The following is a 26,578-nucleotide window of genomic DNA, read 5'->3' as shown; positions in this document are numbered from 1 at the left end:
TGACTCACACCTGAAAAACCGGCACAGGATTGCACCAACGGTCCTTGTATTCACGGTCGGCACGACCGAAGGAGAAACGCAGCGGCTTGTTCAGGGCACGGGCCTGTTCCCAGGCACTCTGGGTGTTGAGAAAACTCAGCACGCTGCCAGGGCTGAACTCACGAGTCTCCGGGTCTACCCCACCGTTCACGTACTCGACGCTGATCCACTCCGGCGCTTCGACCCGGTAGATCAGTTGCACGGCAATCGGCGCGCCGTTGAGGAAGATCACCGAACCGATCAGCAGCTCGCGCAGGCGCTCCAGCACCTCGGCCATACGCTCGGCACCGGTGGCGGCAAAGCCCCAGCGGCGCTGGAACAGGTCGCAGTAGATCGCCGCCAGCTCGGGGCTGCTGAAATCACTGACCGGGCGTACAACCCCGCCCGCCTCTTCCAGCAGGCGCAGCTCACGACGCTGGTTGTAACGAAACTTCTTCGACAGCTCTTCCGGCGTCCTGGCCATGGCCAGCTGTTCAGCCTGGGGCTTGAGGCCGGTCAGGCGCCCCTCGTTCAATGCGGACAGGTAACGCCCACGATGGCGCAACGCCGCCTGAGCATCGGCAGCGGCGGGCAGGATCAGCTCGGCATTGCCGATATCGAACAGGCCCTTCTTGCCGGCCCGCTTGAGCACGTCCTTGGACAGCGCCAGGTCGCGCCCCCAGGTGGCAATGGCCGCCTGCAATTGGCCGTTGCGCTCCCAGGCCAGGTAGCGCACCGGGATCTGCGCCAGGTCCGCCAACTGCTCCACCACCAGGGGATGGGTTGCCACACTGCCACCGAACCGCTGCCAGGCATCGGCGTAGGTCGATGCGTCAATGACTGACCAGCCACGTTCGCGCCAGCCTTGAAATCGATTGAGCATCAGCCCCTCGCGGTCAGATCGGTGACTTGCGGCAAACGCCAGAATACGTCGCGTACAGCACGGTCGGAGAAGCGCTCGCGCAGGCGATCGAGCATCAGCTCGGCACAGACCCGGCGCTGGTGATCGTCCATCGCGGCCAGATGCTGAAGCCCCTGGGCCATATGTTCAACGTCGCCCAGGGGGAACAGGATGCCCACCCCCTCGACCACTTCCCGGGCACCGCCACAGGCGGTGGCCAGCAGCGGCACGCCGGCGGCCATGGCCTCCAGCAGGACCATGCCAAAAGGCTCGTGGTCGGAGCTCAAGGCAAACACATCGAAGGCGCGGAAATAGCGTCGGGCCTGAGGCACCTGCCCGAGGAACAGCACGCGATCGGCAATCCCCAGCTCGCGGGCCAGGGACTTCAGGTCTTGTTCCAGACGCCCGGTTCCGAGAATCGCCAGTTGGCTGTGCGGCGGCAATTGCGGCAAAGCCGCGGCAAAGCCACGCAGCAAGGTGGCCTGGTCCTTGTCCGGATGCAGGCGCCCGACGTTGCCGACAATCCAGGCATCGGCGGACAGGCCCAGCTCGCTGCGCGCCTGGGCAGCGCTCAGTTGCTCGGCCTGCAGTGCCTCAAGGTCGATACGGTTGTACAGGGTCTGAATGCGCTGCGCCGGCCATTTCGGCAGGCAGGCACGCATGTCGTCACGCACCGCATCGGACACCCCGAGCAGGCTCAGGCGCTTACGGAACAGTTGGGCGAAGAGCTTGCGGCTGCCGCGCTTGTAATCGGAAAACGCATGATGGACACCGATCACCGGCAAGCCGGTACCCAGCAAGGCGATATAGATCGGCTTGAAGCGGTGAGCGATGCAGAAGCTGAAATTGCGTGACGCGGCGATCTTGCGCAGGTCGCGGATGGCGCCCAGCTTCAGGCCGCGGATGGCCTTGGAGCTGTATTCCATGAACAGCACTTCATCAGACGCGCAGCCCGCGGCGACATCGGCATCGGCGGCCCCGGTGAGAAACACCGTGGTCACTCGATAGCCGCTGCCCGCGAACAGGTTGGCGTATTGCCGGGCACAGTCCAGGAACGGCCCGTCATAGCCGTGGCAGAACTGCAGCACATGGCGTTCAGCCGAGCGTGTCATAAGGGTCCACGCCGTCTTTGACCACCAGAATGTCTTCCATGATCAGGTACTGCAGGTCGGACCCGTAGAACATGTTCAGGGCATCGGTGGGCGAACAGATCATCGGTTCGCCACGGCGGTTCAACGAGGTGTTCAGCGACACGCCGTTGCCGGTCAGTACTTCCAGGGCCTTCATCATGTCGTAGTAGCGCGGGTTGTATTCGCGCTTGAGCACCTGGGCCCGGGACGTGCCATCCTCGTGGACCACTTCCGGTACCCGGGTCTTCCACTCTTCAGCCACTTCGAAGGTGAAGGTCATGAACGGCGCCGGGTGATCGACCTTGATCATCTGTGGGCCGACGGTGTCGAGCATCGACGGGCAGAAAGGCCTCCAGCGCTCGCGGAACTTGATCTGTTCGTTGATCCGGTCGGCCACGCCAGTGGCGCTCGGGCAACCGATGATCGAACGGCCGCCCAGGGCACGCGGACCGAACTCCATGCGGCCCTGGAACCAGGCCACCGGGTTGCCATCCACCATGATCTTGGCGATACGCTCCGGGGTGTTGTCGATCTGCCGCCAGGCTGGCTTGTTCGGGTGGCGGGCACAGGCCGCGATCACGTCTTCGTTGCTGTAGGACGGGCCGAGATAGACATGCTCCATCTTCTCTACCGGCACCCCACGGGCATGGGAAACGTAAGCCGCGGCGCCAACGGCGGTACCGGCGTCGCCGGAAGCCGGCTGCACGAACAGCTCCTTGACCTCGGGACGGGCAATGATCTTCTGGTTCAGCTTGACGTTCAGCGCACAGCCGCCGGCGAAGGCCAGCTTGCCGGTTTCCTTGAGGATGTCGCCCAGGTAATGGTCGATCATCTGCAGGGCCAGCTTCTCGAACAGCGCCTGCATGCTCGCCGCGTAGTGGATGTACGGCTCGTCGGCGATGTCGCCTTCGCGCTTGGGACCCAGCCACTCGATGAGTTTTGGCGAGAAGTAGAAACCCTTGCCCTTCTCTTTGTAGCGACGCAGGCCGATGACGTTGGCGTAATCGGTGTTGATCACCAGCTCGCCGTTTTCAAAACTGGCCAGGCGCGAGAAATCGTATTTGCTGGCATCGCCGTACGGCGCCATGCCCATGACCTTGAACTCGCCGTCGAGCATCTCGAAGCCGAGGAACTCGGTGATCGCGCCATAGAGGCCGCCCAGGGAGTCCGGGTCGAAGAATTCCTTGATCTTGTGGATCTTGCCGTTTTCGCCGTAGCCGAAGAAGGTGGTGGCGTACTCACCCTTGCCGTCGATCCCGAGGATCGCGGTCTTCTCCGTAAAGCCCGAGCAGTGGTAGGCACTGGAGGCGTGGGCCAGGTGGTGTTCCACCGGCTCGATCTTGACCTTTTTCGGGTCGAAGCCCAGTTGCTCCAGGCACCAGACGATCTTATTGCGGTAGCGCTTGTAGCGACGGTTGCCCATCAGGATCGCGTCCAGGGCGCGGTCCGGGGCGTACCAGTAGCGCTTGGCGTAGTGCCAGCGAGCCTTGCCGAACAGGCTGATCGGGGCAAACGGAATCGCGACTACGTCAACGTCGGAAGGCTTGATCCCGGCCTGCTCCAGGCAGAATTTCGCCGACTCGTAGGGCATGCGGTTCTTTGCATGTTTGTCGCGCACGAAACGCTCTTCTTCAGCGGCAGCAATCAGCTTGCCGTCGATATACAGGGCCGCTGAAGGATCATGGCTAAGGGCGCCGGACAGGCCAAGAATCGTCAATGCCACAGGGGTCTAGCCTCGTTTAGTCTGCATGCGGGCGCAATGCGCCTTGAAAATGAAGTGTGCTCGCAAGGGGCGAGAAACAACGAAAGGGCGGGATTATAACGTAAAAGCAGGTGCAAGCCTCTAGCGGCGAGCGCCAAGCCTGGGTTGGCACCCGCCGCGCGCCGTGGCCGCGGCGCAGGCAGCGGCCATGGGTCGCAGGTCAGGCCTCGGTGCCCTGGGCCGTCTTGGGCAGGCGCTGGTCAATCACTTGATACAAATTGCTGTCTTGCGGCCAATTGCGCATGAATCGCGCGCGATCACGGGCATAAGCCAGGGCAAAGCTGCTCAGGCTGGAGTGCTGGCACATGGAGTCGAGGTCTATCAGCGCCCAGCGACCCTCTTGCCAGAACAGGTTATGGCCCTTGAAGTCGCCATGGCTGATGCGCTCCTTGATCAGCTCGGCAAACAGCTGGTCCAGCGCCAGCAATTCCGGCTCCGGGGCTTGCCCGCTGTCCACGAAGGGTGCAAAGCGCTCGATGATGTCCGGCCCTGGCAGATGCTCGGTCACCAGGTAGGCGCTGCGCCGCAGCCACAGGAAACGCCGCTCCAGCAAGGCCAGAGGCTTGGGCGTGGCAATGCCCAGGAACGCCAGGCGATTGCCTTCGCGCCAGGAATGCCAGGCCCGGCTCGGGCGCCAGAAGCGCTTGAGCCAGTGAGCAAAGCCCTTGATGTTGTAGCGCTTGATCACCAGCGGCCGGCCCGCAACCTCGACCCGCCCAACACTGGCCGCGCCACCGGTCTTGTACAGATGGCCCTGATCCAGCAGGGCGTCAGCCTGCTCCAGCACCGGCAGCATCGCCGCCTCTTCCTCACGGCGGATCGCGCGCAAGGCGAACGGGCCGCGCTGCACGCTGAACAGCGTGCACTCGCGGCCGACCTTGTTGAGAAAGTCCCGCAGGCGCCAGCCCCGGACCTTGTTCACCTGCTTCTGCAGGGCTTCCAGGGGCAAGGCATGCTCGGCGTTGCTCAACAGGTAGTGCACCAGCAGCTCTTCGGTGAACGGCTCCAGGCTCTTGGGCAACTGGGCGAAGAAGACCCCGAGGTTCTCCAGGACCTTCTGCCGGGACAGGGGCTTGCCCGCCTCTTCGACACAGATCCCCGCCCCATCGATCAAATACAGCCGGTTGTCGTGGCGCAGCAGATTGTCCAGGTGCAGGTCCGATTGCCACAGGCCCTTGGCGTGCAACTGGCCGATAGCCCCGAGGGCCTCGGCCAGTACCTCAGCCTGCTCGTCGGCCAGCACTGGCAGAGCTTCCACCTGCTTCCAGGCGTCGCCCAGGCTTTGTGCGCCCTGCAGTAACTCGAACAGCAGCCAGCCGCCCTCGCCTTCCTGCAAACCGTCCGCCAGCAGCAAGGGCGTCGTCAGCCCTTGTTCTGCCAGCAGGCGCACACCCTGCAATTCTCGCTGGAAATGCCGAGCGGCCTTGGAGCCCACCAGCAGCTTGGCCAGCACCGGACGCCCGCGCCAGACCCCGGCCCCCACGTAACGCTGCCCCGGCAGCACCCGCAGCAGGCTCAGCAACTGCAACTGTGCCGGGCCGGCGGCGTCCGCCAACTCCAGGCTCAAGGGCAGCGTCGGGCTGCGCCCGCTGTTCTTCAGTTCGGACAGGCGCATCAGCGTGCCCCCTTGTGGCTGCGCCGAGCACTGAGCCGCGCCACCCAGGCATCCACCAGGGAGCTGTCCCGAGGCTGGCCCACATAGGCCGCCAGCAGGCTGCGCACCTCATCGCCGCTCCACACCGCAGCCCGGCGTAGCAAGGGCTCCAGATCCTTGACCCGATCACGCTGGCCAAACAGCAGGGGCCGGGTCTTTTCCAGGTCGATCAACTGCGCCTGATACCCATCGCCCTCGGCCCGCAGGAAAATATGCTTGGGATAGAAACAGCCATGCACCTGGCGCAAGCCGTGCAGCTGCCGGGCCAGTTGCCCGCAAGCCTGGAGCACCGCCTGCCGCTGATGCTCGCTGAGCCGGTCCCACTGCAACAGCAGCGCATCCAGGTCATCCCAGCCATCCAGGGCCCGGGTCAACAGGATCGCCCGGGACTCGCCATCGACCTTGCGCATACCGAAGAACACCGCTTGCAAGGCCGGAATGCCCAACTGCTGGTAGCGGCGGATATTGCGAAATTCACGGGCGAAACTCGGCTCGCCAAAGGGCCGGTGCAGGGTCCGGGTCAGGTAGTTGGTCTGGCGCTTGAGGTAGAACCCCTGCCCTTCCACATCCAGGCGAAACACACTGCTGCTGCCGCCACGACCGGTATTGGGTTCATCCACCGCTTCCAATTGAGTGGCCCACAGCTGGTCGAAAGTGCCGAGGCCATTGCGCTCCAGCAGCGCACGCTCCTCGGACGCCAGAAAATCAGTCATTCACGCCCCTCGAAAAATCTCACCACGTGGCGAATACGCTCCTTGTCGGCGGCACTCAAGTGATCACGCTGACGGTATTGCAGGTAGAAACGCAGGCGCTGGGTGGCCGACAGATGGTATTTGGCCACCTTATCCAGACAGGCCAGGTCCTTGGTGATCCGGTACTTGAGCCAGAAACCACGCCAGAAATCGCCGTTCGGGCAATCGATCAGGTACAACCGGTCCTGGTCGTCGACCAGCAGGTTGCGCCACTTCAAATCATTGTGGGTAAAGCGGTGGTCATGCATGACCCGGGTGTAAGCGGCCAACTGACGGCTGACGCCATCCACCCAACGACGGTCCTGCAGACGCGGGTCGTTGCGTTCGGCCAGCACCGAGAGATCCTCGGTACGCGGCAGCTCCCGGGTGATCATCGCACCCCGGGAATAGGCCAGGCAGCGACGCTCCAGGCCCCAGGCCACCACATCGGCGGTGGGAATGCCCCATTTGGCGAAGCGCTTGAGGTTCTGCCACTCGAACTTGACCCGGGGCTTGCCCAGGTAGCGCCGCAGATTCTTGCCGGCGCCGGTATAGCGCTTGACGTAATAGTTGACGCCACCACGCTCGACGCGGATGACTTCGGACAACGGATCCCGGGTCAGGTGCTCGCCCTGCAGGGCAAACACCGCTTCCAGACTGCCGAAATCCTCCGCCAACGCCTGATAGGCCGGGTCCAGGTTCCAGCTCGCCATCAGAGTGCATCTCCGTACCGTTGCTTGCGGGCGTAGAGCTTTTCCGCCTTGCTTTCGAGCCAGGCCAGCAGTGCGGCCTCCTCGGCCAGAATCTGCCGCAACGGCTGCTGGAAGTAGCCCTTGAGAAAGCGCAGCTTGTCGCGGCGCGTCAGGCCGATATCCAGGGCCGAGAAATACAGCGCCGCCAGATCCTTGTTGCGCCAGCGCTGAGTGATCTTCGGCCGGGTCTGGGCCCGGTGCAGGTCGATCACCGAGAGCTTGAGCCCTTCGGGAGTGACAGGCCGATCGGTGTGCAGCAGGAAGTGGCAGATATAGCAGTCGCGGTGGTTGACCCCGGCGCGATGCATCATGCCGGTCATGCGCGCTACTTCGGCGATCAGCGCGCGCTTGAGCGCAGGCGCCGGCGGCTGCTTGACCCAGCCGATGCTGAAATCTTCGAGGCTGACGGTCGGCGCCAGTTCCTCGGTGACGATGAACGAATGCTGGTCTGCCGGATTGGCCCCACGCTCGCCGTAGGCCACGGCGGTCATGGTGGGCACGCCCACCTGATGCAGGCGCTCCAGGGCGCGCCATTCCTGGCCGGCGCCGAGCACCGGCAGTTTGGCGGTGACCAGGTTCTTGACGATCTCGCCCCAGCCGATCCCACGATGGATCTTCACGAAATAACCGCGGCCGTCGACTTCCGTACGCAAGGTACGGCGCGCTTCCAGCTCACGGTAGACCTGGCCCTTCAGGCCCTCGACAGCGTCGAACGCATCGCGTCCGGCCCAGAGGCTCTTGAAGGGTTCGGCAAGCATCAACTTCATCGGTGTTGCTCCGCCAGAATCACATCCGCAGCGTGCTGCGGCATGCTGTAAAGGTCGGCCGTCTCGGCGAACGCCAGGCCATTTCGGCTCCAGGTCGCGCGTGCAGCGTCGTCGGTCAACATGGTGGTGAGGTATTGATTGAGCTGCGCCTGTTCCAGCGGCTCATCCAGCACCAGGCCGCTCTGGGCCTCGGCAATGTAATGGGCATAACCGCAGACCGCGCTGACCAGCACCGGCAGGCCGGCCACCAGGGCCTCCAGCAATACGGTGCCGGTGTTTTCGTTGTAGGCCGGGTGAATCAGCAGGTCGGCGCCCAGCAGGAACCGCGGGATATCGCTGCGGCCCTTCATGAACTGCACCTGGTCGCTCAACCCCAGCGCAGCACTTTGCACCTGGAATACCTTGGGGTCGTCCTGGCCGATTACAAACAGCCGGGTGCGTTTTTTCAGCGCCGAGGGCAATGCCGCCAGGGCCTTGAGGCTGCGGTCCACACCCTTGGTCTTGAACCCGGAACCGATCTGCACCAGCAGCAGGTCGTCATCCTTGAGCTTGAATTCGCGACGAAAATCCGCCCGGATCTCGGCGGCGTTGGCCGGTGCCCGGCGGTCCTGGGCGATCCCCGGCGGCAGCAGGTGGAAGCGCTCCAGCGGGGTGTCGTAGTGCTTGATGAACAGTGGCTGCTGGACCTCGGAGATCATCAGGATCTCGGTCCTCGCGTCCTTGGCGAACACCGCGCGCTCGTACTCGGCAAAGTGCCGGTAACGGCCCCAGCGCCGGTACAGGGAGTGTCGCAGGTTCTGTGCCTTGTCCTCGAAACAGCCGTCGGCGGCGTAGTACACATCCAGCCCCGGCATCTTGTTGAAACCCACCAGCCGGTCCACCGGGCGCTTGGCCAGGTCGGCCTCCATCCAGGCGCTGAGCTTTTCATTGCGACGATGGTTGAACAGCGCCTTGACCGGCGCCACCAGCACTTCGAAACCGGGAGGGACATCGCCTTCCCAGATCAGGGTGTAGACACGGATCTGATGCCCGCGCCGCTGGCACTCCAGGGCGATGCGCATGAAATCGCGCTGCAGGCCGCCGAAGGGGAAATACTTATAAAGGACAAAAGCCAATTGCATCAGCGCGGCTCCTCAGCCAGTAACAGGGTGCTCAGTCGGCTGGCGACACGCTCGGGATTCAGGCGAGTGAAGCACAGCGGCCACTCGCGCTTGAGGTCATAACGCTGCTGGTCCACAGCGGTGGGCTGATAGGTGCATTTCTTCTGCAGGCACGGTGCGCACGGAAAGTTACTGCCCAGGTGGATCTGCACACGGCCATAGGCGCCGGTCAGCCCCGGGTTGGTCGGCCCGAACAGTGAGATGGTCGGTACATCCAGTGCCGCGGCGAGGTGGCCCAGCCCGGTGTCCACGGCCACGCAGGCCTGGGCATCGGCCAGCACCTTGGCGACCCCGGCCAGGTTCAGCTTCGGCAGCACCGTGGCGTTTTTCAGGCCGCTGGCGATGCGCTCGGCGCGAGCCTTTTCCGCGGGGTTGCCCCAGGGCAGCTTGACCTCGACGCCGAGCATGCCCATGCGTTCGGTCAGCTCGCGCCAGTAGGCCTCGGGCCAGTGCTTGGTGTCCCAGGTGGTGCCATGCAGGAACAGCACGAAGGGCTTCTTGCGCGGCAACTCCACGAGTTTTTCGACGTTCAGGCCATAGTCGCCCAGGCCCTGGGGCAGGTCGTAGCCCAGGGCCACGGCGAACAGTTGGCGCACGCGCTCCACCGCGTGCTGCCCACGGGCCACCGCCAGGCGCCGGGAATAGAAGCGTGAAGCCAGAGGCTCGCGGGCCGAGTTCTTGTCCAGCCCCGCCACCGGGGCGCGCACGTAGCGGGTCAGCCAGGCGCTTTTCAGCAGGCCTTGGGCATCGATCACCAGGTCGTACTTGGTCGAGCGCACGCTCTGCTTGAAGCGTCGCCACTCGCCACTCTTGATGGTCTGCCAGATGTTCTTGCGCCAGCGACGGATCGCCACCGGTATCACCTTGCCGACCGCCGGATGCCAGGTGGGAATTTCGGCAAAGCCTTCTTCCACCACCCAGTCGAACTTGATCCCGGGGATGGCTCGCGCGGCATCGGTCAGCGCCGGCAATGCGTGAATCACATCCCCCAGGGACGAGGTCTTGATCAACAGTACCCGCAACTTATTGAACCTCGACCACGGTGCCCTGCAACCGCTGCAGGGCTTCGTTCACCGGCTGCGGCAACAACTGGCGCAGGCAGTTGTAATGGCCGAAGCGGCAGGTGCGGTCAAAGCACGGGCTGCATTCGATCCCCAGCCGTACTACCTCGACCCGATCTGCCAGGGGCGGGGTGAAGCCCGGCGAAGTCGAGCCGTACACCGCCACCAGCGGGCGATTGAGCGCCGCAGCCACGTGCATCAACCCGGAATCGTTGGACACCACCGAATCGGCGCAGGACAGCAGGTCGATGGCCTCGGCCAGGGACGTTTCGCCACTGAGGTTGCTCGATTCCTCGCGCAGGCCGGGAATCAGCCGCCCGCGAATCTCTTCGCCCACGGCATGGTCATTCTTCGAGCCGAACAGCCACACCTGCCAGCCTTCGCGGATCTTCGCCTCGGCGACCTGGGCGTAGTGCTCGGACGGCCAGCGCTTGGCTTCGCCGAACTCCGCCCCCGGGCACAGTGCCAGCACCGGGCGGTCCAGGCTCAGGCCGAACTTGGCCAGGGCCGCATCCCGGCTTTGCGGATCGATCTGCAGGCTCGGGCGCGGATAAGGCTTGGGCAGCTCGGCCCCCGGCGCATAGGCCAGGGCCATGAAGCGCTCGATCATCAGCGGATAACGTTCTTTGTCGAGCTTGCGCACGTCATTGAGCAGGCCGTAGCGGAACTCGCCGCGCCAGCCGGTGCGCTTGGGAATGCCGGCAAAAAACGGCACCAGCGCCGACTTCAGCGAGTTGGGCAGCAGGATCGCCTGATCGTACTGGCCAGCCAGGGACTTGCCGATCCGCCGGCGGGTCGCCAGTTCCAGGGCGCCATGGCCCAGGGGAAAGCTCAGGGCCCGACGCACCTGGGGCATGCGTTCGAGGATCGGCCGGCTCCACTCGGGGGCCAGCACGTCGATCTCGCATTGTGGATGACGCTGTTTCAGGCACTCGAAGAGTGTCTGCGCCATCACCATGTCACCGACCCAACTGGGCCCAACGATCAGAATATTCATGTGGTTTCCATAAACGAACCGGGGAGGCATACGCCTCCCCGCCTCGAGAATCCAGCACCGCGGCCTTCACCGCCGGTTCAGTTTGGGCGAGCCGGCAAGGCCCGCCGAATACATGGTTGGCCTTCTCAGGCCGCTTAGCTTAGCCCCAGCTCACGCCAAATTCGTAACACTTCCCGTCGTTCGGTCACAAATTGATCACCGGTAATGATTCCGGCCTCATTCTGCAACGCCTGCCGGTGAGCCGCGGAACGATAGGCCTTGTAGACCTCGCGCAGCAGGCTGGCATCGCTCGCGGGCATCAGCCCGACTTGCTCCAGACCTTCCAGGATGCGGATGTTATCGGTATAGCGCAGCAGTGACGGGTGCTCTTCGGACCACGCCAGGGCCGCGTATTGCACCATAAATTCGATATCGACGATACCTCCGGCGTCCTGCTTGAGGTCGAACGGCGCCGTGGCTTCGAAGGCATTGGCTGCGGTTCCGGCGGCGGTCAGGCGGCTGCCCAGGTTGTCGCGCATCTTGGCCCGCATCTCGCTGACTTCCTGGCGCAGCTTGGGCAGGTCGCGTTTTTTCCCCAGCACCGCGGCCCTGACCTTTTCAAAGGCCTGGCCCACATCCTGGCTGCCCACCAGCACCCGCGCCCGCACCAGCGCCTGGTGCTCCCAGGTCCAGGCCTCGTTTTCCTGATAGCGGGCAAAGGCCCCCAGGGAACTCACCAGCAACCCCGAAGCGCCGGAAGGCCGCAGGCGCATATCCACTTCATAGAGCTGGCCGGAGTTGGTCTGGGTGGTCAGCAGGTGAATGATGCGCTGCCCCAGCCGGGTGAAAAACTGCGCACCGTCTATGGGTTTGGGCCCGTCGGTTTCCGCCTGGGGGTCGCCATCATGGATGAACACCAGGTCCAGGTCGGAACCGTGGCCCAGCTCGATGCCGCCGACCTTGCCGTAACCGACAATGATGAAGCCCGGGTCGCACAAGGTGCCGTCGGTACGCAGCGGTGCACCGTGCTTGGACACCGTCTGGCGCCAGGCCAGGGCCAGCACCTGCTCCAGGATCGCTTCGGCGAGCCAGGTCAGGTAATCGCTGACTTTCATTAAAGGCAGGCTGCCGGCGATCTCCGAGGCGGCCACTCGCAGGCGGTGGGCCAGCTTGAAGTGGCGCAGGGCTTCCATCTGCTGCTCAAGGTCATCCTCGGGAATGCGCGTCAGGCGCTCGCGCAACTCGGCAGCCAGTTCCGGCGCCAGGGGCGGCTTGAACAGGCGCCCCTCGTTGAGCAGTTCATCCAGCAGCAGGGGGAAGCGGGTGATCTGCTCGGCGATCCACGGGCTGGCGGCGCACAAGGTCAGCAGACGACGTAGAGCCCCCGGGTTCTCGGTGAGCAGCACCAGATAGGCCGAGCGCCGCGCCACGGCTTCCACCAGCGGCAGCACTCGCTCCAGCACCAGGTCCGGATTGGCGTGCTCCACCGCCTGGGCCAGCAACCGCGGAATAAAGGCATCCAGACGTTCGCGCCCCAGGCGCTGCATGGCACGTAGCTGCGGGCTGCCCCGCAGACCGGCCAGGGCACGCAGGGCCTTGGGCGCATCGACGAAGCCGCCCTCCTGCAACTGGCGGCAGGCGGCCTCCTCATCCTGGGCTTCCTCCCACAACGGCAGCCATTCGCCACCCACCACCACTTCGCTTTCGGCGCCTTCATCCTCATCCGGGTCGGCGATGACCTGACGGAAGTGCCAATCTACCCGGCCGCGCCAGTGCATCAACTGTTCGTGGAAGGCGTTCCAGTCGGCAAAGCCCAGCATGAAGGCGATCCGCGCCTGATCCTGGGGATTGTCCGGAAGCATCTGCGTCTGGCGATCGGCGATGGCCTGGATCGCGTGCTCGGTGTAGCGCAGGAACTCATAGCCTTCGCGCAGCTCGCTGATCACGGCAGGCGGCAGGTAGCCCTGCCCTTCCAGAGTGCCCAGCACCTTTAATAGAGGACGCTGCTGCAGGCTCAGGTCGCGTCCGCCATGGATCAGCTGGAAAGCCTGGGCGATGAACTCGACCTCGCGGATCCCCCCCGAGCCCAGCTTGATATTGTCGGCCATGCCCTTGCGCCGGACTTCCTGCTGGATCAGCTGCTTCATGGTGCGCAGCGCCTCGATGGCGGAAAAGTCCAGGTAACGGCGATAGACGAAAGGCCGCAGCATGTCCAGCAACTGCGCACCGGCGGCCTGATCCCCTGCCACCACCCGGGCCTTGATCATGGCGTAGCGTTCCCAGTCGCGCCCCTGATCCTGGTAGTACTGCTCCAGCGCATTGAAGCTCAACACCAGGGCACCGGCAGAACCATAGGGCCGCAGGCGCATGTCGACGCGGAACACGAACCCGTCGACGGTCATCGGGTCCAGGGCCTTGATCAGGCGCTGCCCGAGGCGAATGAAGAACTCCTGATTATCCAGGGGCCGCTTGACGCCGACGGTCTCGCCGCCTTCGGGGTAGGCGAAGATCAGGTCGATGTCCGACGACAGGTTGAGTTCCACCGCCCCCAGCTTGCCCATGCCGAGGATCACCATCTGCTGCGGCTCGCCGCTACGCCCGCCGGTGGGCACGCCGAACTGCTGGGTGTGACGCAGATACAACCATTGATAGGCCTGGTCGATGCAGGCGTCGGCCAGATCGGAAAGGTCGCGGCAGGTCTGCACCAGATCCGCCTGGCGGGTCAGGTCGCGCCAGATGATCCGCACCTGCTGGCGGGTGCGCTGGCGCCGCAGCACGCGCCCCAATTGATCCTCGCTCTCGGCCGCCTGCACCGCGGCGGCGATTTGCGCGCACAACTCCCCAGGCGCGAATGGGCGGTCCAGCTCGCCGCTGCGCACCAGCTCCAGCAACATCAAAGGGTCACGCAGGCTCTGTTCAATGACAAAGTCGCTGGCAGCGCCCACCCGGGCGAACTCTGCCCAGCGTTCGGCGCTCCAGTCGGCCAACCCGGGATCGCCTTCCAGGGCCGCGACGGCGCCACGCAACGACTGCTCTGCGCGGCTGACCAATGGCAAGAGAATCGCGGGGACGGGGGCAAGCGCGGGCAGGCTCATGGGCTATCCTTGATCGGCGTGGAAAATGCGGGCGGGGACGGATGTCGCGGGCAGGTCGCCTGATGGACTGTCGAACAAAAGTTAGAAATAGCTGAAAATAGGTTTTTTTTAGCAGCCGGCATTAATTTATTACCTATTCCCGTTAGTCATCGACCAACAGTAACGATTATTCTCACAACGCAGCAGGAGGCCACAAGCCGCTCTTCTGTAGTTTTACTACTCGTATATACATTCGAAAGGCTGAAATGGCCGACGATTTGTAGTAAAACTACACGCCGCTGGATCAACCTCCGGCAATCCAAGAATTTATAATCGTCTGCCCAAAAGGCCAGTCGCAAACTCAGGCAACCGATTCTGGAAGCCTTTCCGCCCTGGAGCAAGCCATGCAAGACCTCGATCCCGTCGAAACCCAGGAATGGCTGGACGCCCTGGAATCGGTTCTCGACAAAGAAGGCGAAGACCGTGCTCACTATCTGATGACCCGTATGGGCGAACTCGCGACCCGCAGCGGCTCGCAACTGCCCTACGCCATCACCACGCCGTACCGCAACACGATTCCCGTCACCCACGAAGCACGCATGCCTGGCGACCTGTTCATGGAACGCCGCATTCGCTCGCTGGTACGTTGGAACGCGTTGGCCATGGTCATGCGTACGAACCTGAAAGATTCTGACCTGGGCGGTCACATCTCCAGCTTCGCCTCCAGCGCCACCTTGTATGACATCGGCTTCAACTACTTCTTCCAGGCCCCGACCGACGAACACGGCGGCGACCTGATCTACTTCCAGGGTCACGCATCGCCAGGCGTCTACGCCCGTGCGTTCATGGAAGGCCGCATCACCGAAGACCAGATGAACAACTTCCGCCAGGAAGTCGATGGCAATGGCCTGTCGTCCTACCCGCACCCTTGGCTGATGCCTGACTTCTGGCAGTTCCCGACCGTTTCCATGGGTCTGGGCCCGATCCAGGCGATCTACCAGGCGCGCTTCATGAAGTACCTGGAAGCCCGTGGCTTCATCCCTGCCGGCAAACAGAAAGTCTGGTGCTTCATGGGCGACGGCGAGTGCGACGAGCCGGAATCCCTGGGCGCGATCTCCCTGGCCGGCCGCGAGAAGCTGGACAACCTGATCTTCGTCATCAACTGCAACCTGCAGCGCCTCGACGGCCCGGTTCGCGGCAACGGCAAGATCATCCAGGAACTCGAAGGCGTGTTCCGTGGCGCCCAGTGGAACGTCAACAAGGTGGTCTGGGGCCGTTTCTGGGATCCACTGCTGGCCAAGGACGTCGACGGCATCCTGCAGCGCCGCATGGACGAAGTCATCGACGGCGAGTACCAGAACTACAAGGCCAAGGACGGCGCGTTCGTCCGCGAGCACTTCTTCAACACCCCTGAACTCAAGGCGATGGTTGCCGATCTGTCCGACGACGAGATCTGGAAACTCAACCGTGGCGGCCATGACCCGTACAAGGTCTATGCGGCCTACCACGAGGCGGTCAACCACAAAGAGCAGCCGACCGTCATCCTGGCCAAGACCATCAAGGGTTATGGCACCGGCGCCGGCGAAGCGAAGAACACCGCGCACAACACCAAGAAAGTCGACGTCGACAGCCTGAAGCTGTTCCGCGACCGTTTCGACATTCCGGTGAAAGACGACGACATCGAGAACCTGCCGTTCTTCAAACCAGAAGAAGGCAGCGCCGAAGCCCGCTACCTGAGCGAGCGTCGTGCCGCACTGGGCGGTTTCGTGCCGCAGCGTCGCGCCAAGAGCTTCAGCGTCCCGACTCCGCCACTGGATACCCTCAAGGCCATCCTCGACGGCTCGGGCGACCGTGAAATCTCCACCACCATGGCCTTCGTGCGGATCCTCGCGCAACTGGTCAAGGACAAGGAAATCGGCCAGCGCATCGTGCCGATCATCCCGGACGAAGCCCGCACCTTCGGTATGGAAGGCATGTTCCGCCAGTTGGGCATCTACTCCTCCGTCGGCCAGCTCTACGAGCCAGTCGATAAAGACCAGGTGATGTTCTACCGCGAAGACAAGAAGGGCCAGATCCTCGAAGAAGGCATCAACGAAGCGGGCGCCATGAGCTCCTTCATCGCTGCCGGTACTTCGTACTCCAGCCACAACCAGCCAATGCTGCCGTTCTACATCTTCTATTCGATGTTCGGCTTCCAGCGTATCGGCGACCTGGCCTGGGCTGCCGGCGACAGCCGTACCCGCGGCTTCCTGATCGGCGGTACTGCCGGGCGCACCACCCTCAACGGGGAAGGCCTGCAGCACGAAGACGGTCACAGCCACATGCTGGCCGGGACCATCCCGAACTGCCGCACCTTTGATCCGACCTACGGCTACGAGCTGGCGGTGATCATCCAGGACGGCATGAAGAAGATGACCGAAGAGCAACAGGACGTCTTCTACTACATCACCGTGATGAACGAGTCCTACCAGCAGCCAGCCATGCCGGCCGGTGTCGAGGAAGGCATCATCAAGGGCATGTACCTGCTGGAAGAAGACACCCGCGAGGCCGCGCACCACGTGCAACTGATGGGCTCCGGCACCATCCTGCGCGAAGTTCGCGAAGCCGCGAAGATCCTGCGTGACGAGTTCAACGTCGCTGCCGATGTCTGGAGCGTGACCAGCTTCAACGAACTGCGCCGCGACGGCCTGGCCGTGGAACGCAGCAACCGCCTGCACCCTGGCCAGAAGCCGAAGCTGAGCTATGTCGAAGAGTGCCTGAACGGCCGCAAGGGTCCGGTCATCGCCTCCACCGACTACATGAAGCTGTTCGCCGAACAGATCCGCCAGTGGGTCCCATCCAAGGAGTTCAAAGTCCTGGGCACCGACGGTTTCGGCCGCAGCGACAGCCGCAAGAAACTGCGTCACTTCTTCGAAGTAGACCGTCATTTCGTGGTGTTGGCAGCCCTGGAAGCCTTGGCTGACCGTGGTGACATCGAACCTAAGGTCGTGGCTGAAGCCATCACCAAGTTCGGTATCAACCCGGAAAAACGCAACCCACTGGACTGCTGAGGAGACTTTCTGTGAGCGAACTCATTCGCGTACCTGACATCGGCAGCGGTGAAGGTGAAGTAATCGAACTGTTTGTGAAGGTCGGCGACCGTATCGAAGCCGACCAGAGCATCCTGACCCTGGAATCGGACAAGGCCAGCATGGAAGTGCCGGCCCCGAAAGCCGGCGTCATCAAGAGCCTCAAGGTGAAGCTGGGCGACCGTCTGAAAGAAGGCGACGAACTGCTCGAACTGGAAGTCGAGGGCGCCGCTGCTGCGGCCCCGGCGGCTGCTCCTGCGGCAAAAGCTGAAGCCAAACCGGCTGCTGCTCCTGCCGCAGCGTCAGCCCCAGCCGCAGCCCCTGCTGCCGCTTCGGTTCAGCAAGTGCACGTGCCGGACATCGGTTCGTCGGGCAAGGCCCAGATCATCGAGATCCAGGTCAAGGTCGGCGACAAGGTCGAGGCTGATCAATCGCTGATCACCCTGGAATCCGACAAGGCAAGCATGGAAATCCCGTCGCCTGCCGCTGGCGTGGTCAAGGCCATCAGCGTCAAGCTCAACGACGAAGTCGGCACCGGTGACCTGATTCTGGACCTGGAAGTGGCGGGTGCTGCGGCTCCTGCTGCCGCTCCGGCCCAGGCTGCTGCTCCGGCCGCTGCCGCTGCGCCTGCTCCTGCAGTAGCCCCGGCTGCTCCAGTGGCTGACAGTGTTCAGGACATCCACGTTCCGGACATCGGTTCGGCCGGCAAGGCCAAGATCATCGAAGTGCTGGTCAAGGCTGGCGACAGCGTTGAAGCCGACCAGTCGCTGATTACCCTGGAATCCGACAAGGCGAGCATGGAAATTCCATCGCCTGCCGCTGGCGTGGTGGAAAGCGTTTCCATCAAGCTGGACGACGAAGTCGGCACCGGCGATCTGATCCTCAAGCTGAAAGTCAAAGGCGCAGCGCCTGCTGCTGCCCCGGCTCCGGCTGCGGCGCCAAGCGCTCCGGCTCCAGCCGCCGCTGCCCCGGCTGCCGCTGCACCTGCTGCCGCCCCGGCCGCCGCACCTGCCAAGCCAGGCGCGAAAGTTCACGCCGGCCCGGCTGTGCGTCAACTGGCCCGTGAATTCGGCGTCGAGCTGAGCGCTGTCGGCGCCAGCGGCCCACACGGTCGCATCCTGAAAGAAGACGTGCAGGTCTACGTCAAGGCCATGATGCAGAAGGCCAAGGAAGCGCCAGCTGCTGGCGGCGCAACCGGTGGCGCGGGCATCCCGCCGATTCCGGTCGTGGACTTCAGCCGCTTCGGTGAAATCGAAGAAGTGCCGATGACCCGCCTGATGCAGGCCGGCGCCGCCAACCTGCACCGCAGCTGGCTGAACGTGCCACACGTGACTCAATTCGACTCGGCCGACATCACCGAGCTGGAAGCTTTCCGCGTTGCACAGAAGGCCGTGGCCGAGAAGGCCGGCGTCAAGCTGACCATCCTGCCGCTGCTGCTCAAGTCCTGTGCCCACCTGCTCAAGGAACTGCCGGACTTCAACAGCTCCCTGGCGCCAAGCGGCAAGGCGATCATCCGCAAGAAGTACGTGAACATCGGCTTCGCCGTGGACACTCCGGATGGCCTGCTGGTACCGGTGATCAAGAACGTCGACCAGAAGAGCCTGCTGCAACTGGCGGCCGAGGCGGCTTCCCTGGCGGAAAAAGCCCGCACCAAGAAGCTGTCTGCGGACGAGATGCAAGGCGCCTGCTTCACCATCTCCAGCCTCGGGCACATTGGCGGCACCGGTTTCACACCGATCGTCAACGCGCCGGAAGTGGCGATCCTCGGTGTTTCCAAGGCCACCATCCAGCCAGTCTGGGACGGCAAGGCCTTCCAGCCGAAACTGATGCTGCCCCTGTCCCTGTCCTACGATCACCGTGTGATCAACGGCGCGGCCGCCGCACGCTTCACCAAGCGCCTGAGCGACCTGCTGGCGGACATCCGCACCATTCTGCTGTAACCCGCGTACCGGCCCGCCTGTCATGGGCGGGCCGGTAGCGCACGCTTTCCGAGCGCCACGCTCGTACCTCAACCCCGTCAATTTGGCGGGGCTTTTTTTGCCAGAAAAACGTCGCCAATTGCCCGTCAATGCACGTCGCTAAACAGCAAAAAAGTTACTTTGCAGAAATCCTCCCGCCTGCCGATACAGGTTTATAGCACTTAGCCTTCATCTTACTTGTCAGTCGATGCGCCATGATGCAACCTTGCCGCAGGCAACAGTAAAGAGGGCGTGAGCCCGGCGCGATCAGCAATTTCGAAGCGAGTTTCCCCATGAAAAGCCAACCCGATGCCGCCAGCCGTATGGCGGCCGAGGTAGTGACGCAGTTGCCTGTGCCCTCGCGGCTCGGCATGTTGCGTTTCGAACGGCTGAATGAAGCGAGCTGGGCGCTGCTGTTTCTCGACCCCAATTGCGAACGCCAGTTCGGCCTGCCCGCCGTCGAACTCTGCGCCCTGGTCGGCTCGCCCTATGCCAGCCTGATGGAGCCCGAAGCCCGCTATCAGTTGCACGACACCATCCAGCAACAACTGAGCAACAGCTCCCATTACCTGATCCGCTATACCCTGCACACCGCCCAGGGTGCCTTGAGCATCCTCGAGCTGGGCGAAGCCTACAAACAGCACAACCGGCACCTGCTGCGCGGCTACCTGCTGGTGGTCGAAGGGCTGTTCAGCGATGCTTCGGCGCTGCCTGCACTGGATCTGGAAACCCAGAACACCCGCCTGCAGATCGCCCTGGAACTCAACCAGCGGGCCCAGCAGGAGCAATTGCAGCACCTGGAACGGGTGCGTGCGCAGCAAGACCTGATCCTGCTCCTGACCCGCCAGCGCTACAGCACCGGCAATTCGTTGAAGGAAGCGGCCGAACTGATTACCCGCAGCGCCTGCGACATCTACCAGATCGACTGCGCCAGCATCTGGAACCTGGAAGACCAGCAACTGGTGCCGATTGCCGCCTATCACCGCGGCCCCCAGGAATACCGCATGCCGGAGCCCATCGACGCCAGCAGCTTTCCCGACTACCTGGAAGCCCTGCACAGCTGCCGCGCCATCGACGCGCAGAACGCCATGCGCGACCCGCGAACCCGGGAGATGGCCGAGAGCCTGCGCCCGCGGGACGTCAACGCCATGCTCGACGCCAGCATCCGCATCGACGGCCAGGTCGTCGGCGTGCTGTGCCTGGAACAGACCGGCATGACCCGGGCCTGGCAGTCCGACGAGATCGCCTTCGCCGGTGAACTGGCAGACCAGTTCGCCCAGGTCATCAACAATCACAACCGGCGGGCCGCCACCAGCGCCCTGCACCTGTTCCAGCGCGCCGTGGAACAGAGCGCCAACGCCTTCCTGCTGGTCAATTGCGACGGCGTGGTCGAGTACGTCAACCCCAGCTTCACGGCGATCACCCAATACAGCACCGAAGAGGTCCATGGCCACCGCCTGTCCGAACTACCAGCCCTGGAAAACCTCAGCGAGCTGCTGTTCGACGCTCCGTCCAGCCTGGCCAAGAGCAACAGCTGGCAGGGCGAGTTCAAGAGCCGGCGCAAGAACCTGGAGCCTTACTGGGGCCAGCTGTCGATTTCCAAGGTGTATGGCGACAACCGCGAGCTGACCCACTACATCGGCATCTACGAAGACATCACCCAGACCAAGCTCGCCCAGCAACGCATCGAGCGCCTGGCCTACACCGACAACCTGACCAACCTGGGCAACCGCCCCGCCTTCATCCGCAACCTCGATGAACGCTTTGCCCGAGACAGCGATACCCCGATCAGCCTGCTGCTGGTGGACATCGACAATTTCAAGCGGATCAACGACAGCCTCGGCCACCAGACCGGCGACAAACTGCTGATCAGCCTGGCCCGGCGCCTGCGCAACAGCCTGAGCCCCAGCGGCAGCCTGGCGCGCTTCGCCAGCAACGAATTCGCCGTGCTGCTGGACAACACCGACCTGGAAACCGGGCAACAGATCGCCAGCCAGTTGCTGATGACCCTGGACAAGCCGATGTTCGTCGACAACCAGTTGATCAGCGTCACCGGCTCCGTGGGCCTGGCCAGTGCGCCGCTGCACGGCCGTGACCCGCAGACCCTGATGCGCAACGCCGGCCTGGCCCTGCACAAGGCCAAGGCCAACGGCAAGCACCAGGTGCAGGTGTTCACCGAGGCGCTGAACGCCGAGGCCAGCTACAAACTGTTCGTCGAGAACAACCTGCGCCGCGCCCTGACCCAGAACGAGCTGGACGTGTTCTACCAGCCCAAGCTGTGCCTGCGCAGCGGCCGCCTGCTGGGCATGGAGGCGCTGCTGCGCTGGAACCATCCGGAAAAGGGCATGATCCGCCCCGACCAGTTCATCAGCGTGGCGGAAGAAACCGGCCTGATCATCCCCATCGGCAAGTGGATCGCCCGCCAGGCCTGCCGCATGAGCAAGCAACTGACCGCCGCCGGCATGGGCAACCTGCACGTGGCCATCAACCTGTCGCCCAAGCAGTTTTCCGACCCGGACCTGGTGGCCTCCATCGCCAGCATCCTCAAGGAAGAACAACTGCCCTCCTCGCTGCTGGAGCTTGAGCTAACAGAGGGCCTGCTGCTGGAAGCCACCGACGACACCCACCAGCAGCTGGAACAACTGAAAAAACTCGGCCTGACCCTGGCCATGGACGACTTCGGCACCGGCTATTCGTCCCTGAGTTACCTGAAGAAATTCCCCATCGATATCATCAAGATCGATCGCAGCTTCATCCACGAGATCCCCGACAACCAGGACGACATGGAAATCACCTCCGCGGTGATCGCCATGGCCCACAACCTGAAGATCAAGGTGGTCGCCGAAGGCATCGAGACCGCCGAGCAACTGGCCTTCCTGCGCCGCCACCGCTGCGACGTGGGCCAGGGCTACCTGTTCGACCGACCGATTCCCGGCTCCGAGCTGATTGCCAAGCTCAAGCGTTATCCTCGTGGCCCAATTGCCTGACAGCGCTGTAACACTCGGGCAAACTGCGTGTCTATCGACTGACTGACTCCCCAACCTGACTGGAGGACTGCAACATGGTCTTGCGCTCGGAAATTCTGGTGAACAAAAACGTGCTTCCAACCAAAGAACAAGCTCTGCCTGGCCGTGAAACCCCCATGGCCCTACCTGCCGAACACTACGTCAACGGCAACCCGCTGCTGGGCCCGTTTCCGGGCAATGTGGATTTCGCCATCTTCGGCCTGGGCTGTTTCTGGGGTGCCGAACGGCGCTTCTGGCAGCGCGAAGGCGTGTTCAGCACGTGCGTGGGCTACGCCGGCGGCTTCACCCCGAACCCGACCTACGAAGAAGTCTGCTCGGGCCTGACCGGGCATACCGAAGTGGTGCTGGTGGTGTACGAGCCGGAAAAGGTCAGCTACAAGGAATTGCTGGCGATGTTCTGGGAACTGCATAACCCGACCCAGGGCATGCGCCAGGGCAATGACATCGGCACCCAGTACCGCTCGGTGATCTACGCCACCAATCCGACCCAGCTGGAGCAGGCGCTGCACAGCAGGGACGTGTTCCAGGCGGAGCTGACCAAGGCCGGCCTGGGCACCATCACCACGGAAATCGAAGAAGCGCCGACCGTGTACTTCGCCGAGGCTTACCACCAGCAGTACCTGGCGAAGAACCCTGAAGGCTATTGCGGGATCGGCGGCACCGGCGTGACCTGCCCGATCTGAGTCCTTGGGCCGGCCAGCCGGCTCCTGCAACCTTCCGCAGGAGCTGGCTGGCCAGCGACCCTTTACTCTGCGATCAACCAGTCCATCTGCCAGCCGCCCTGGGTCTGGCCGAGCTTCTTCGACAGCCAGGGCAGCAGCTCGCGCAACTCCTCTTCCAGGCCCCAAGGCGGGTTGGCGATCGCCAGGCCCGAACCGTTGAGGCTGTTGGGCGTATCCAGCGGATGCACCAGCAACTCCACCCGCAGCAGCTTCGGCGCACCGGTACCGGCCAAATCCTGGTAGAAACGTCGCAGGGCGCGCTGGTCCTTGACCGGGTACCAGATGGCCGCCACGGTCTGGCGCATGCGGCCAATGGCTTCCTTCAGCGAGGCCGCACAGCGCTGCATCTCGTCCAGTTGCTCGAAAGGCGGGTCGATGAGCATCACCGCGCGTTTTTCCGCCACCGGCAGCAGGGCCCGGGCCACGTGCCAGCCCTCGCCCAGGTGCACCGCTACCCGCCGGTCACCCTTCATGTTGTCCTTGAGCAGCAGGCCGTCTTCCGGGTGTTTCTCGTTGAGCAGCACCCGATCCTGGGAACGGGTCAGGCGCCGAGCCAGTTCCGGCGAGCCCGGGTAGTAACGCAACTCGCCATCGGGGTTCATCTTGTGCAGCACCTGCATGTAATCGGCGGTCAGCGCCGGCAGGTCCTCGTCGCCCCACAGGCGGGCGATGCCTTCCAGGTACTCGCCGGTGCGCGTGGCCTGGTCGCCCTTGAGGTCATACAGGCCGATACCGGCGTGGCTGTCGAGGTAGGCGAACGGCTGCTCCTTGCGCGACATCAGGGCGATGAGGCGGGTCAGGGTCAGGTGTTTGAAGACGTCGGCGTGATTGCCGGCGTGGAAGGCGTGACGATAGTTCATGGTTGCTCCTGCGCAGGGGGGCAAGTTTACCCTGTGCGCAGGCTGTCGTCAGTTCAGAGCGGGGCCGTACCCGGCGCAGGCGACGACGGGCACGGGGAGGCGCTCAGACGAACTCGTGGCTGACTTGCGACCACAGGCTGACCCGCCGCCCGGACGTTTCGAACACCTCGATCTCGCGCTTGATCCCGCCACTGTCCTTCCAGCCCGGCAGGTCGAGCACGATCAGCTCCTCCATCATCGCCATGTACAGCGCATCCACCGGCGCCCAGAGCTTGCCGATGGCGGCATTGTCCTTGCCCGCAAGGCACAGGTTGATCGGGTGGGACATGCTCACCTGGCTGAACACCGCATGGCCGGCTTCCAGTATCTGCGCCGCGACCTGGTTGCATTGGAGAAAACGCTCGTTGATGACGGCCGGCTCGGAATGGCTGTAGGGGCAGGCCAGGAAAATCTTGCGCATCGTTACCTCGATTTCAGGGATAGGTGGTGCGGGCCGTCAGGCCCGCGCAGGTTGCAGGGCAAAGGCGGCCGCCTGTTCCTGCTCTTGCAGCTCATAGCGCTGGGCAGCCGGCACCGAGATGCGGATGGCGATCGCCACCGCCAGCAGGCCGCCAAACAGTTTGCCGAGCAGAATCGGCAGGATCAGGCTTGGCTGGAAGTTCGCAGTGAAGGCCAGGTGGTCGCCGATCAGTGCCTGGGCGCAGACCCCCAGGGCCACGCACAGCACCTTGTCGCGGGCGGTCATGTGCTTGAACAGGTGGAAGGTGGCGATGATGTTGGCAAACACCATGATGAACCCCGCGGCACCGGTGCTGGACAGGTTCAGATGGCGCCCCAGCAGTTCCATGGGCTTCTTGCAGTAACGCTGGAACAGGTAGCAGATGGGGAAGGTACCGGCGAGCATGATGCCGATGTAGCCGGCGATCTCGATCGCCCGGAACAGCTCCTTTTCGTCGGCGAACATCGGGTCGAAGCCCCAGCCGCCGAAGTTGATGCTGAAGAACTTGGTGAAGTGCTCGACGATGCTCAGGGCCAGGATCAGCTTGATCGCCGCGTCCATGATCTTGCCGAACACCAGGAAGCCCCTGACCATCATCTGCGGCCGGTAGCGCAGCCCCGCCGCCAGCAGGAAGCAGAACACGAACAGCGGCGCCAGCAGCTTGAGCATGTCGACGAAGCCCAGGGACAGGTAGTACAGCGCCTCGGAGTTGGTGGAAACGATGTCCCGCACCGGCAGGTGGGTAGCGGTGATGATCAGCAGCGACATCAGCACCGCGAACGGAATGCTGATCAGCCCGGCCATGGCACCCAGGGCCAGGTACTTGTGGTCCTTGCGCTCGAGCATGGTCAGGCCCACCGGGATCAGGTAGACGATGGTCGCCCCGGAGGTGTAGCCCACCAGCATTGCGGTAATCCACAGGTCACGGTTGGCGGTCAGGGCGTTGGCCAGCTGGTAGCCGCCCATGTCCACGGCAATGATCGACAGCGCCGCGATGGAGACATCCGAACCCAGGGCGTTGAAGAACGGCCCCAGGGCGTGGGAAATGCCCTGGGACAGGTAGGGAATCGCCACCATGATCCCGGCCTGGGCCAGGAACACCGGGCCGATGGAGTGGATACCGTTGACGAACTCCTTACCCAGCCCGCTCTCGGGCTTGATGATGGATGACAGGGCGCCGATCACGGCGCCGAGCATGATCAGGTAAATGACGTAGTTTCCAAATTCAGCCATGTGGGTTCATCTCTCTGAGCGTCATTTATAGGTTTCCCCCGCCGGGGAAGTTCTTGTCGAGGCCAGCTCTGGTCACTCATCGCCAAGGAGAACGATGAACCAGGTGATGAAACACAGGGCACATCCCGTGCCACAATGTGTATTAGTTGTGGTTTTTACTTTAAAACAACCATATTTCGGTCAATTCATCTTCGCAACATTGGCCCGACCTGCCGTGAGTCCGGAGCCAACCCCATGACTGCAGGCCATTGTGAAACGTGCAAGTAAATGCTTAACTTTTCCATCGAATTTGACCGAATCAGCACATTCCTGAACCAGGAGTGTGCGTAAGTAACAAAAAATGCCCATTTGTGTGGCGAAGTACCACTAAACGGAAAACACCATGCGCCCCAACGAACGACGACAGCACATTCTCGAACTCCTGCGGCAACGGGAGCGGATTTCTGTGGAAGAGCTGGCGCGCATCACTGCCACGTCCCAGGAAACCATCCGCCGCGACCTCAGCGACCTGGCGGAAAGCGGCCTGGTCACCAAGTTCCACGGTGGCGCGGCCCTGCCCCCTACCGGCGAGCACGAAAACACCTTCCAGACCCGCATGAACGAACACGCCCAGGAGAAGCGCGCCATCGGCCGCTACGCCGCCGGCCTGTTCTGCGCGGGCGACAGCATCTTCATCGATACCGGCACCACCACCCTGTTCTTCGCCCGGGAGCTGGCGCAGCACACCCGCCTGACGGTGATCACCAACTCCCTGCCGATTGCCGGCTGCATTGGCGAGTCGGGCAATCGGGTGTTCATGATCGGTGGTGAATATCGCCCCGACTCGACACAGAACGTCGGCACCCTGGCCCTGGAACAGATCACCCGTTTCAACGCCGAGCACGCGGTGATCACCATTGGCGCACTGAATGAAGACGGCGCCATGGACTTCTCCATCGAAGAAGCCGAAGTGGCCCGCGCCATGATTGCCCAGGCCCGCCAGCTGACGGTGATCGCCGATTCCTCGAAGCTGGAACGCCGCGGCCTGTTCAAGGTGTTCCCGCTGGAGCGCATAGACCGCCTGGTGATCGACCGCCAGCCCGGCCCGGAGCTGCTGGCGGCCCTGGAGAAAGCGGGCGTGGAGGTGCATCTGGTGCCACAGCCCTGAACCAGGGCCGTTGCCACAGGTGATGGCCATCACCGAAAACCACAACCAAATGACCGATATATGACCGAATAGAAAATAA

At 63.3% G+C, this 26,578-nt stretch carries 19 protein-coding genes; 5 read left to right on the top strand and 14 right to left on the bottom strand.

Going from position 1 to position 26,578, the window contains the following annotated elements; translation table 11 throughout:
* Window positions 1–4: 4 nt before the first annotated feature.
* The 11 genes from BM382_RS21995 to glnE all read right to left on the bottom strand — a co-directional run bounded on the left by BM382_RS21995 (window position 5) and on the right by glnE (window position 14,007).
* Window positions 5–901 carry an antimicrobial resistance protein Mig-14 gene (locus tag BM382_RS21995; protein WP_072443898.1) on the bottom strand — a complete coding sequence of 299 codons (897 nt, stop codon included), beginning with the start codon at window positions 899–901 and terminating at the stop codon, window positions 5–7.
* The gene (locus tag BM382_RS21990) at window positions 901–2,031 is read right to left on the bottom strand and encodes a glycosyltransferase (protein ID WP_072443896.1); all 1,131 of its coding nucleotides are present in this window, start codon (window positions 2,029–2,031) and stop codon (window positions 901–903) included. The genes BM382_RS21995 and BM382_RS21990 overlap by 1 nt, the downstream gene beginning before the upstream one ends.
* Window positions 2,015–3,772, bottom strand: a complete 1,758-nt coding sequence (locus tag BM382_RS21985) for a carbamoyltransferase family protein (RefSeq protein ID WP_011058891.1) — start codon at window positions 3,770–3,772, stop codon at window positions 2,015–2,017. Before BM382_RS21985 ends, BM382_RS21990 begins: the two co-directional genes overlap by 17 nt.
* 199 nt (window positions 3,773–3,971) lie before the next feature.
* Window positions 3,972–5,426 carry a lipopolysaccharide kinase InaA family protein gene (locus BM382_RS21980; protein WP_011058890.1) on the bottom strand — a complete coding sequence of 485 codons (1,455 nt, stop codon included), beginning with the start codon at window positions 5,424–5,426 and terminating at the stop codon, window positions 3,972–3,974.
* Window positions 5,426–6,178 (bottom strand): lipopolysaccharide kinase InaA family protein, encoded by a 753-nt coding sequence (locus tag BM382_RS21975; RefSeq protein ID WP_011058889.1) that lies wholly within the window; start codon window positions 6,176–6,178, stop codon window positions 5,426–5,428. Before BM382_RS21975 ends, BM382_RS21980 begins: the two co-directional genes overlap by 1 nt.
* Window positions 6,175–6,909 (bottom strand): lipopolysaccharide kinase InaA family protein, encoded by a 735-nt coding sequence (locus tag BM382_RS21970; protein ID WP_011058888.1) that lies wholly within the window; start codon window positions 6,907–6,909, stop codon window positions 6,175–6,177. Before BM382_RS21970 ends, BM382_RS21975 begins: the two co-directional genes overlap by 4 nt.
* Window positions 6,909–7,715: a lipopolysaccharide core heptose(I) kinase RfaP gene (rfaP, locus tag BM382_RS21965; protein WP_072443894.1), complete on the bottom strand. Its 807-nt coding sequence runs from the start codon at window positions 7,713–7,715 to the stop codon at window positions 6,909–6,911. The genes BM382_RS21970 and rfaP overlap by 1 nt, the downstream gene beginning before the upstream one ends.
* Window positions 7,712–8,836 carry a glycosyltransferase family 4 protein gene (locus BM382_RS21960; RefSeq protein ID WP_072443892.1) on the bottom strand — a complete coding sequence of 375 codons (1,125 nt, stop codon included), beginning with the start codon at window positions 8,834–8,836 and terminating at the stop codon, window positions 7,712–7,714. Before BM382_RS21960 ends, rfaP begins: the two co-directional genes overlap by 4 nt.
* A complete protein-coding gene (waaC, locus tag BM382_RS21955; protein WP_011058885.1) occupies window positions 8,836–9,897 on the bottom strand; it encodes a lipopolysaccharide heptosyltransferase I in 1,062 nt (353 codons plus the stop codon). The genes BM382_RS21960 and waaC overlap by 1 nt, the downstream gene beginning before the upstream one ends.
* 1 nt (window position 9,898) lies before the next feature.
* Window positions 9,899–10,933, bottom strand: a complete 1,035-nt coding sequence (gene waaF / locus BM382_RS21950) for a lipopolysaccharide heptosyltransferase II (protein ID WP_072443890.1) — start codon at window positions 10,931–10,933, stop codon at window positions 9,899–9,901.
* A gap of 134 nt (window positions 10,934–11,067) precedes the next feature.
* Window positions 11,068–14,007, bottom strand: coding sequence for a bifunctional [glutamate--ammonia ligase]-adenylyl-L-tyrosine phosphorylase/[glutamate--ammonia-ligase] adenylyltransferase (gene glnE / locus BM382_RS21945; protein ID WP_019093029.1), 2,940 nt, complete (start codon window positions 14,005–14,007; stop codon window positions 11,068–11,070).
* A 383-nt stretch (window positions 14,008–14,390) separates the two neighbouring features.
* Between glnE and aceE the strand changes: the two genes are divergently transcribed.
* The 4 genes from aceE (at window position 14,391) to msrA (ending at window position 22,721) form a co-directional block, all read left to right on the top strand.
* On the top strand, window positions 14,391–17,036 hold the full coding sequence (gene aceE, locus BM382_RS21940) for a pyruvate dehydrogenase (acetyl-transferring), homodimeric type (protein WP_011058882.1): 2,646 nt from the start codon (window positions 14,391–14,393) through the stop codon (window positions 17,034–17,036).
* Window positions 17,037–17,047: 11 nt separating this feature from the next.
* Window positions 17,048–18,994 (top strand): dihydrolipoyllysine-residue acetyltransferase, encoded by a 1,947-nt coding sequence (aceF, locus tag BM382_RS21935; RefSeq protein ID WP_072443889.1) that lies wholly within the window; start codon window positions 17,048–17,050, stop codon window positions 18,992–18,994.
* 311 nt (window positions 18,995–19,305) lie between these two features.
* Window positions 19,306–21,999 carry a sensor domain-containing phosphodiesterase gene (locus BM382_RS21930; protein ID WP_047283647.1) on the top strand — a complete coding sequence of 898 codons (2,694 nt, stop codon included), beginning with the start codon at window positions 19,306–19,308 and terminating at the stop codon, window positions 21,997–21,999.
* 74 nt (window positions 22,000–22,073) lie between these two features.
* Window positions 22,074–22,721, top strand: coding sequence for a peptide-methionine (S)-S-oxide reductase MsrA (msrA, locus tag BM382_RS21925; protein WP_011058879.1), 648 nt, complete (start codon window positions 22,074–22,076; stop codon window positions 22,719–22,721).
* Window positions 22,722–22,783: 62 nt separating this feature from the next.
* Here the strand turns inward: msrA and rlmJ are convergent, their stop codons facing one another.
* The 3 genes from rlmJ to eutH form a co-directional block, all read right to left on the bottom strand.
* Window positions 22,784–23,620, bottom strand: a complete 837-nt coding sequence (gene rlmJ, locus BM382_RS21920) for a 23S rRNA (adenine(2030)-N(6))-methyltransferase RlmJ (protein WP_011058878.1) — start codon at window positions 23,618–23,620, stop codon at window positions 22,784–22,786.
* A gap of 103 nt (window positions 23,621–23,723) precedes the next feature.
* Window positions 23,724–24,080 (bottom strand): DUF1937 family protein, encoded by a 357-nt coding sequence (locus tag BM382_RS21915; protein ID WP_011058877.1) that lies wholly within the window; start codon window positions 24,078–24,080, stop codon window positions 23,724–23,726.
* A gap of 36 nt (window positions 24,081–24,116) precedes the next feature.
* Window positions 24,117–25,352, bottom strand: coding sequence for an ethanolamine utilization protein EutH (eutH, locus tag BM382_RS21910; RefSeq protein WP_011058876.1), 1,236 nt, complete (start codon window positions 25,350–25,352; stop codon window positions 24,117–24,119).
* A 382-nt stretch (window positions 25,353–25,734) separates the two neighbouring features.
* Here eutH and BM382_RS21905 point away from each other — a divergent pair, with 382 nt between their 5' ends.
* Entirely contained in the window at window positions 25,735–26,499 is a 765-nt protein-coding gene (locus BM382_RS21905) for a DeoR/GlpR family DNA-binding transcription regulator (RefSeq protein ID WP_011058875.1), read from the top strand.
* Window positions 26,500–26,578: the final 79 nt, after the last annotated feature.

It is taken from the genome of Pseudomonas sp. NFPP25 (assembly GCF_900116505.1).
Taxonomy (GTDB): domain Bacteria; phylum Pseudomonadota; class Gammaproteobacteria; order Pseudomonadales; family Pseudomonadaceae; genus Aquipseudomonas; species Aquipseudomonas protegens.
The sequence above is the reverse complement of the archived record's forward strand: the minus strand, read 5'-3'. Positions and strand labels throughout refer to the sequence as shown.